General features: G+C 66.2%; 7 protein-coding genes. 2 read left to right on the forward strand and 5 right to left on the reverse strand.

Going from position 1 to position 7,920, the window contains the following annotated elements:
• Nucleotide 1 precedes the first annotated feature (1 nt).
• From proS to EKH81_RS07115, 3 genes are all read right to left on the reverse strand, one after another.
• On the reverse strand, nt 2–1,459 hold the full coding sequence (proS, locus tag EKH81_RS07105) for a proline--tRNA ligase (protein WP_132057465.1): 1,458 nt from the start codon (nt 1,457–1,459) through the stop codon (nt 2–4).
• Nucleotides 1,460–1,960: 501 nt separating this feature from the next.
• The gene (locus tag EKH81_RS07110; RefSeq protein WP_132057466.1) at nt 1,961–2,422 is read right to left on the reverse strand and encodes an 8-oxo-dGTP diphosphatase; all 462 of its coding nucleotides are present in this window, start codon (nt 2,420–2,422) and stop codon (nt 1,961–1,963) included.
• A 62-nt stretch (nt 2,423–2,484) separates the two neighbouring features.
• The gene (locus EKH81_RS07115; RefSeq protein WP_132057467.1) at nt 2,485–2,982 is read right to left on the reverse strand and encodes a DUF7984 family protein; all 498 of its coding nucleotides are present in this window, start codon (nt 2,980–2,982) and stop codon (nt 2,485–2,487) included.
• Between the two features lie 371 nt (nt 2,983–3,353).
• Between EKH81_RS07115 and EKH81_RS07120 the strand changes: the two genes are divergently transcribed.
• Both EKH81_RS07120 and EKH81_RS07125 read left to right on the forward strand, forming a co-directional pair.
• A complete protein-coding gene (locus EKH81_RS07120) occupies nt 3,354–5,294 on the forward strand; it encodes a beta-CASP ribonuclease aCPSF1 (RefSeq protein ID WP_132057468.1) in 1,941 nt (646 codons plus the stop codon).
• Between the two features lie 66 nt (nt 5,295–5,360).
• Nucleotides 5,361–6,695, forward strand: a complete 1,335-nt coding sequence (locus EKH81_RS07125) for an NAD(P)/FAD-dependent oxidoreductase (protein ID WP_132057469.1) — start codon at nt 5,361–5,363, stop codon at nt 6,693–6,695.
• Here EKH81_RS07125 and EKH81_RS07130 read toward each other — a convergent pair.
• Together EKH81_RS07130 and EKH81_RS07135 are read right to left on the reverse strand one after the other, a co-directional pair.
• The gene (locus EKH81_RS07130; RefSeq protein WP_132057470.1) at nt 6,687–7,382 is read right to left on the reverse strand and encodes a metallophosphoesterase; all 696 of its coding nucleotides are present in this window, start codon (nt 7,380–7,382) and stop codon (nt 6,687–6,689) included. The genes EKH81_RS07125 and EKH81_RS07130 overlap by 9 nt on opposite strands.
• 20 nt (nt 7,383–7,402) lie before the next feature.
• Nucleotides 7,403–7,849, reverse strand: coding sequence for a putative toxin-antitoxin system toxin component, PIN family (locus tag EKH81_RS07135; protein WP_162224515.1), 447 nt, complete (start codon nt 7,847–7,849; stop codon nt 7,403–7,405).
• Nucleotides 7,850–7,920 lie beyond the last annotated feature (71 nt).

Here is a 7,920-nt window from a genome sequence, read left to right on the forward strand (position 1 = left end):
TTCAGTACGACTTCGCGAAGTACGCCGTCTCCTCGGCGTCCTCGCCGCAGATACCGCACTCGTCGCCGATGGGTTCCTCGTCGCGGTCCATCGGGACCATCACGATTTCGGCCGCGATTTCGTCTTTGATGGCGTCCTCGCATGCCTCGTCGCCGCACCACGGCGTCTTGACGTAGCCGCCGTGCTGGCCGATGGTGCCGAGGATGCCCGCCCGGTCGTCGGCCTCGCGGACGTTCTCCTCCAGATTCTCCTCGGCGGCCTCGTAGAGTTTGTCGTGGACCGCCTCGAAGTGGTCCTCGATGGTCTCGGCGACGTACTCACGGTCCTCGACGGTGTCCTCGCCGTCGGGTCGGTGGACGACGGTGAGTTCGTCGTTCTCGACCTCGTTCGGGCCGATTTCGATGCGGACCGGGACGCCCTTCAGCTCCCACTCGTTGAACTTGAAGCCGGGGTTGCGCTCGTCGCGGTCGTCGAGTTCGACGCGGATGCCCTCGGCGTCGAGGTCGTCGGCCACGTCCTCGGCGTAGTCGAGGACCTCCTCGCGGGTGTCCTCGTTCCAGATGGGGACGATGACGACCTGCTCGGGCGCGATTGCGGGCGGGCAGACGAACCCTTGGTCGTCGGAGTGGGTCATGATGAGCGCGCCGATTGCGCGCCACGAGAGGCCCCACGAGGTGGTGTGGGCGACCTGCTCGTCTTCGTCCTCGTCGGTGTAGGTCAGGTCGTACGCCTCCGCGAAGCCCTGACCGAGGTAGTGGGAGGTGCCGCCCTGCACGGACTTGCCGTCGGGCATCAGCGCCTCGACCGTGGTCGTGGTGTGCGCGCCGGGGAATTTGTCGTGTTCGGGCTTACGACCCCGGAGGACCGGGATGGCGAGCACGTCCTCGTACAGATTCTGGTACTGGCCGAGTCGGGTCATCGTCTCGTCCCACGCCTCGTCTTCGGTCTCGTGGGCGGTGTGACCCTCCTGCCAGAGGAACTCCTTCGTTCGGAAGAACGGCTTGGTCTCGGTCGCCTCCCACCGGATGACGCTACACCACTGATTCAGGCGGAGCGGGAGGTCGCGGTGACTCCGAACCCAGTTGCTCATGAACGGCGTGATGATGGACTCGCTGGTGGGTCGGAACGCGAGTCGCTCTTCGAGTTCGTCGTGGCCGCCGTGGGTGACCCACGCCACCTCGGGGTCGAAGCCCTCCACGATGTCGCTCTCGCGTTCGAGATAGCTTTCGGGGATGAGCGCGGGGAAGTAGGCGTTCTGCGACCCGGTCTGTTTGAACCACGAGTCGAGGTGGTCCTGAATCCCCTCCCAGAGCGCGTAGCCGCGAGGTCGGGTCACGATGAACCCGCCCATCGGCGCGTAGTCGGCGAGTTCGGCCTTGAGGACGACTTCGGCGTACCAGTCGCCGGGGCTGTACTCTTTGGACTCGGTGATGCCGAGTTCCTGTTCGGTGTCGCTCATTGGGTAGTGATTTCACTGAGGCGGTCTTAAATGCGATGAAGCTTTGGTAGCGGTTCGACGAGGGACAGCGGTAATGAGAGTCGTATGGGAGACCCAAGAAGGACAATAGAAGCTAGCTACTTCCGTCACCTATGAGAACCGCACCCGCACCGCGACCGCAGGCCACACCCCTCCCCAACCGATTCCCTCACGCGCTCCTTGCAGTCGCGCGTTCGCTCATCCCTCGCGCATTTCGGCGCGACCACGAGGGTCGCGCCAGCGCGCGCCGTGACTTTAAATAGGGTTTCGAAGTGTCACTCTCATCGTGGCGCGCGCTGTCGGCCCCTCGTGGGCCGACAACCGCGCGAGGGACGAGTATCGCAGGTCGTGAGTCGAACGAACGACCGAGAAACGCAGTCGGTTGGGGGAGGGCGTGGCTTGCGGTCGCGGTGCGGTTTCTCACTTGTACCGTGCGAGTGGCGGTCGGTGTCTCGCTACGTCTCCAATCGAAACAGCTCGCCGTCAAAATCCCACATCCGTCTCGACGTCCCACTCCACTAACTCCTCGCCGTCCGAATCGAACACGAACTCGCCCGAAAAAGTCTCGCCAGCGAACAGGTGAGGCATCCAGTGGCGGTCGTCCTCCCACATCCGGTCGTAGGGCACCGAATCGACGTCGAACCACTCGGGGTCGGCCTCCGGGCTCTCCTCGGGCGTCCCCGAAAAGTCCTCCGCGCGGAAGACGTGGACGAACATCTCCGATTCGTCCCCGAACACGAACTCGAACTCCCCGACCTTCTCGGGGCCGCGCGGCGTCACGCCGATTTCCTCCTCGACTTCGCGAACGACGCACTCGCGGGGCGTCTCGCCGTCTTCGAGTTTACCGCCGGGGCCGACGAACTTCCCTTCGCCGAGTCCGCGCTGCTTCTCGATGAGCAGGACTTCGTCGCCGCGCAGAAGGTAACAGAGGGTTGCGTGTCGCATACGTCCACACACGCACACCGCGCAGAAAAATCGGTCGTGTCACCGCGCTCAGGGACGGTTGGCTACTCCCTCGCTTGGGCCACCGAAAACGGACTCTCGCTCTCGGTCCAGTCCCACCCCGGAAGGCGGGTCTGGAACCCCGCCGCCAACGCGGCGTCGAGGTCGTCCACGCCCGCCGCCTCCGCATCCGGTTCGTGGTGGACCATCACGTCGGCGTAGTGGAACGTCGCCTCGCCGAGCAGACCGAGCGGCTGATTCCCGGCTATCATTCCCGCGAGCTGTCTGCCGAGGAGTTCGTCCGCCACGAATCCCGGATAGTCGCCTTTCACGTCCAAGTCCCGGAGCAGGCCGACGAACGCCGCGACGTTGACCGCGAGGTCGCCGTCGGCGAAGACGACCGCGACCTCCCGCCGATACCCCTCAACCGTCACCTCGTCCACGTCGGTGTCGAAGCGGTCGCCGAGGTCGGCCCGGACTCGGTTGACCAGCGGCACGATTACGTCGGCTCTGTCGCGCACCCACCGATACTCGTCGGCGACCGATTCGGGCGTGAGTCGCATACCTGACCGTCGCACTCGCCCGACTTGGATGTGCGTATTTTGAGAAGGCTTTTATAACATCGGGGACTAGAGGCGATTAAGCGGGTTTTCCTGCGTCTCCGAACTGAGTCCGGTCAGCGCTCGTCCCGCCGGGGGCGCAGACGCTCGCGTTGATACGCGAGTCTGTCCCCGCAGAAAAGCGAAATCTATGCTGCGCTGTACTCTGCGTCGTAGTCGCGACGGTTTTACCGCCGGACCGACATGGACCACGCAACCGATAGCCCTCCGGCGGCCGACCCCGGTCGGCCGCCGGGACCGTAGTCGTCGGACTCGGCTGTTCGCCGGTCCGACACGCAGGAGCACGCACCACACAGAATCCGAATTTTTCCACTATGAGTAAAGTAGACCAGCAACTCGAGGACTTGCGAGCAGAGATTAAAAGCGAACTACCGAGCGACATCTCGGTGTCGGACGTAAAGTACGAAGGCCCGGAACTGGTCGTCTACACCCGCGACCCCAAGAAGTTCGCGCGGAACGGCGACCTCATCCGGCGGCTGGCGAGCCAGCTTCGCAAGCGAATCACGGTCCGTCCTGACCCGGACGTGCTCTCCCCGCCCGGAACCGCCCACGACGACGTGCTCGCGGTCATCCCCGAGGAGGCGGGCGTGACCGACCTCGACTTCCACGCCGACACCGGTGAGGTCGTCATCGAAGCCGAGAAGCCCGGCATGGTCATCGGCAAGCACGGCTCGACGCTCCGAGAGATTACCCAGGAAGTCGGGTGGACGCCCGAGGTCGTGCGCACGCCGCCCATCGAATCCTCCACCGTCTCGAACGTCCGGAACTTCCTGAAACAGGAGCGCGACGAACGGCGCAGCATCCTGGAGAAGGTGGGTCGCCAGATTCACCGCGAGGAGATGAGCGACGAGGAGTACGTCCGCATCACGACTCTCGGCTGTTGCCGGGAGGTCGGGCGGGCCGCATTCATACTCAGCACGCCCGAGACCCGAATTCTCATCGATTGTGGCGACAAGCCCGGCGCGGAGGGCGAAGTGCCGTACCTCCAAGTCGAGGAGGCGCTCGGCGCGGGCGCGAACACCATCGACGCGGTGGTGCTAACCCACGCCCACCTCGACCACTCGGCGCTGATTCCGCTCCTGTTCAAGTACGGCTACGACGGTCCGATTTACACCACCGAACCGTCTCGCGACCTGATGGGGCTGCTCCAGTTGGACTACCTCGACGTGGCCGCCAAGGAGGGCCGCGCGCCGCCGTACGAGTCCGAGATGGTCCGCGAGGCCATCAAGCACACCATCCCGCTCGAATACGGCGATGTGACCGACATCGCGCCCGACGTGAAGCTCACGCTCCACAACGCGGGCCACATTCTCGGCTCGGCCGTCTCGCACTTCCACATCGGCGACGGCCTGTACAACGTGGCGTTCTCGGGCGACATCCACTACGACGACACCCGCCTGTTCAACGGCGCGGTCAACGACTTCCCGCGGGTCGAGACGCTCGTCCTCGAATCGACCTACGGCGGTCGAAACGACTACCAGACCGACCAGGAGGACTCCGAGGAGAAACTCAAGGAGGTCATCAACGAGACCTACGAGCAGGGCGGGAAGGTCCTCATCCCCGCGTTCGCGGTGGGTCGGTCCCAGGAGATGATGCTCGTCATTGAGGAGGCGATGCGGAGCGGCGACATCCCGACCATGCCCGTCCACCTCGACGGCATGATTTGGGAGGCGACCGCCATCCACACCACCTACCCCGAGTATCTGCGTGACGACCTCCGAGACCGCATCTTCCACGAGGACGAGAACCCCTTCCTCGCCGACCAGTTCAATCACATCGACGGCGGCGAAGAGGAGCGCCGCGACGTGGCCGACGGCGACCCCGCCATCATCCTCTCGACCTCCGGCATGGTCACGGGCGGCCCAATCATGTCGTGGCTCGAACACCTCGGCCCCGACCCGGACACGACGCTCGTGTTCGTCGGCTATCAGGCCCAGGGAACCCTCGGACGCCGCATCCAGAACGGGTGGGACGAGATTCCGATGAACCGGAGTCGTCGGGGGAGCAACGGTCGGAGCGGTCGGAACAACACCCTGAAACTTAAACTCGGCGTCGAAACCGTGGACGGCTTCTCCGGCCACGCTGACAGGCAGGGACTCATGAACTTCGTGAAGACGATGAGTCCCCGGCCCGAGAAGGTGCTCTGTGTCCACGGCGACGAGTCCTCGACCCAAGACCTCTCGTCGGCGCTCTACCACGAGTTCAACATGCGGACGTTCGCGCCGAAGAACCTCGAAACGTTCCGATTCAAGTAATCGAACCGCTCGCCTGTCCTCCCCTCGGAACAGAGAAACTTTGTGCGACCCCGCCCAATTTCGCCCATGACCGAAGTCGTCGTCGCGGGCGCGGGACTCGCCGGACTGACCGCGGCCCGCCACCTCGCGGACGCGGGCGCGGACGTTCGAGTGTACGAACGCCACGGGGAGGTGGGCGGCCGAGTCCGGTCTGTCCGCCGGAACGGCTACGTCTTCGACCGCGGGTTTCAGGTGCTGTTCACCGCGTACCCCGCGGCCAGACGCGAACTCGACTACGACGCGCTCGACCTGCGGTACTTCAAGCCCGGCGGCGTGGTGGCGCGTCCGGGCCACCGCGCGACCCTCGCCGACCCGTTTCGGGACTTCTCGGGCGCGGTCGAGTCGCTGTTCAACCGCGACGTGACGACGCTCGACAAACTCAAGATTCTTCAACTCCGGCGCGAACTCGCCGGGAAGTCCGACGCCGAAATTTTCGCCGGACCCGACCGAACCACCCGCGGGTACCTCCGCGACCGGGGCTTTTCGGCGAAGTTCGTCGAGAACTTCGCCGAACCGTTCTACGGCGGCATCACGCTCGACCGGAGCCTCTCGACCTCGAAGAAGGCGTTCGAGTTCTCCTTCAAGATGCTCTCGACCGGCCACATCGCGGTCCCGGCCCGCGGGATGGGCGCGATTAGCGAGCAGTTGGCCGAATCGGCCCGCGACGCGGGCGCACAAATCGTCACCGACGAGACCGTGACCGGAATCGAGGGCGGCGAGCGCGTTCGCGACGAGGTCGCGGTCGAACTCGGTCGGGAGACGACGACGGCCGACGCCGTACTCGTCGCGACCGACCCCAAGCAGGCCCGAGACCTCACCGGCGTCGAGTCGATTCCGACCGAGGCGAAGGGATGCGTGACCCAGTACCTCGCGTTCGACGGCCCGGAACTCGATGCAGGCAAGCGCATCTTGCTCAACGCCGGTGCGAGCGAGTCGGCGGGTGACGACGAGGGGGCTGATGACGGGACGAAGACCGACAGTGACGACCGAATCGACGGCCCGAATCAGGTGGTCCAACTGTCGTCGGTCGCGCCCGAGTACGCGCCCGACGACCGGACCCTCCTGAGCGCGACGTTCCTCGGGGTCCCGGACGACCCCGACGAGGACCTCGCGGTCCAGACCGCTCGAACACTCGATTCGTGGTACCCCGAGCGCAAAATCAGTCTCGAACCGGTCCACACGAGTCGGGTGGAGTTCGCGCAGTTCGACCAGTCGCCGGGAGTCTACGACCGCCTGCCCGGCGTTCGCGCACCCGGCGGGTCGGTGTTCCTCGCGGGAGAGTACACCGAAGCGTCGTCGCTCAACGCCGCGATGCAGAGCGGCCGGAAGGCCGCCCGCGCGATTCTCGCGGATTTACAGTAGCCGCCGGAACTCTCCGAGCGGCGGAAATCGGAGCGTCTCGTCGGCGTCCTCATCGTGGACCACCGGCCTGAGCGCGTCGGCGTCGGTCACGACCGGCGACTGAAAGTCGCGAGTTCGCCTGCCGTTGACCGGTGTACCAGGCGCGAGGCGGTTGAACGCCGGGAGCATCAGCACGTCCGCGCCCCGGAAGGTCGCCGGGCCGTAGAGCAGACACGGCCGCCGCACGCCCTCGATTTCGATGGCCGGGTGGTCGTGGCCGACGACGTAGCGGACGGTGTTTTTCCCGTTGTCGGCTTCGGGCCGCTCGTGGCCGTGACAGATTACGGTGTCGCCGAGTCGGTACGAATCGCGAGCCTCGACCCCGACCGAGTCGAGCATCGAGTCGTGGTTCCCGCGGACGACCGAGAGTTCGGCCCCGGCGTCCGCCACCGTCGCGCGCAGGTCGGCGAGCGTCTCCTCGACGCCCTCCGGAACCCGGTCGAAGGCGTGGAGGAGGTCGCCCGCGAAGACGACTTCTCGGGGGGAGAATCGCGCGAGCAGGGCGGCGAGTCGGTCGGTCAGGTCGGCGCGCTCGCCCAGCGGGAGTTCGACGGTGGAGGCGGCGTCCCGGCCGACGTGCACGTCCGCGGCCACGAGCGCGTCCTCGTCCGGCAGGTACACCGCCCGGTCGCGAAACTCGGCGTCCATCGGCGGGAGGGAGGGGCGCGTCACCCTTCCCGGTTGCGGTGTGGGCGCTCGGTCGGACGGTCGGCGAAACGGACGAGGAACGCCTCGCGCGAAAGCATCTCGGTCCCGGCGAACGCCCCCAGTTCGAGCAGGTGGGCGTCGTCGGTGACGACGGCGTCCGCCGCGGCCGCGAGCGCGCACTCCAAAATCGCATCGTCGTCCGGGTCCGCAGCGGCTTCGACCGACACGGCGGGTTCGACCAGGCGTGCGACTGCGGCCGCGCGCTCGACCGCGGTCGAGCGCGCTCGCGGGGCCAGCGCGAGGCGGTCGTAGCCGAGGACGGCGGCGAACTCCCGGAGAATCGCGGTCGAAACGACCGCTTCGACCGCGTCCGATTCGGCGAGCGCGACACACGCCTCGGGTTCGTCGGGGAAGCCGAGTTCCGCGACGAGGACGTTGGTGTCGAAGACGACGGTGGCGCGTGACACACCGGACCGACGCACTCGTCCGACGAAAAGCGTTCGCCCGGGCAGAAGCGTCGTTCAGTCGGAGGAGGCGG

The organism is Halorussus amylolyticus (genome assembly GCF_004143485.2).
In the GTDB taxonomy this organism is placed as follows: Archaea; Halobacteriota; Halobacteria; order Halobacteriales; family Haladaptataceae; genus Halorussus; species Halorussus amylolyticus.

What these genes read in the sequence shown, in the direction of transcription:
- EKH81_RS07120 (WP_132057468.1), top strand. Translation starts at nt 3,354, where the DNA reads ATGAGTAAAGTAGACCAGCAACTCGAGGACTTGCGAGCAGAGATTAAA.
- EKH81_RS07125 (WP_132057469.1), top strand. Translation starts at nt 5,361, where the DNA reads ATGACCGAAGTCGTCGTCGCGGGCGCGGGACTCGCCGGACTGACCGCG.
- EKH81_RS07115 (WP_132057467.1), bottom strand. Translation starts at nt 2,982, where the DNA reads ATGCGACTCACGCCCGAATCGGTCGCCGACGAGTATCGGTGGGTGCGC.
- EKH81_RS07110 (WP_132057466.1), bottom strand. Translation starts at nt 2,422, where the DNA reads ATGCGACACGCAACCCTCTGTTACCTTCTGCGCGGCGACGAAGTCCTG.
- proS (WP_132057465.1), bottom strand. Translation starts at nt 1,459, where the DNA reads ATGAGCGACACCGAACAGGAACTCGGCATCACCGAGTCCAAAGAGTAC.
- EKH81_RS07130 (WP_132057470.1), bottom strand. Translation starts at nt 7,382, where the DNA reads ATGGACGCCGAGTTTCGCGACCGGGCGGTGTACCTGCCGGACGAGGAC.